We start from the raw sequence: 451 nt of genomic DNA on the forward strand, positions 1-451 counted from the left end.
CATCACCATGGGCCCGGACCGCTACCGATTCGTCATCACCAACCACCACATCCTGCTCGACGGCTGGTCCATGCCCGTCCTGCTGGACGAGCTCTTCAAGCTCTACGGGCGGCGCGGCGACACCGCCGGACTGCCGCGCGTGACCCCGTACCGCAACTACCTGGCCTGGCTCACGCAGCAGGACCGGGCCGCCGCCGAGACGGCTTGGCGCGAGGTCCTCGACGGGCTCGAGGAGCCCACTCTGGTTGCTCCGGCCGCTCCGGCCGGCGGATCCTCCGCCCCGGAGCGGGTCACCGTCGACCTTCCTGCCGAGCTGACCGCGGCGCTGGCCGCCCGGGCCCGCACCGCCGGGCATACCCTCAACACCCTTCTCCAAGCTGCCTGGGCGATGGTCGTCGGGCAGCTCACCGGCCGGGACGACGTGGTCTTCGGCGCGACCGTCTCCGGCCGG

Annotated in this window: 1 protein-coding gene; it reads left to right on the forward strand. The window is 72.5% G+C overall.

The genetic code is table 11. The features are described from left to right. Positions 1 to 451: condensation domain-containing protein (locus JL475_RS39375; protein WP_237409609.1), on the forward strand; the 451-nt coding region annotated here is incomplete at both ends.

The organism is Streptomyces sp. M2CJ-2 (assembly GCF_016757295.1).
Taxonomy (GTDB): Bacteria; Actinomycetota; Actinomycetes; order Streptomycetales; family Streptomycetaceae; genus Streptomyces.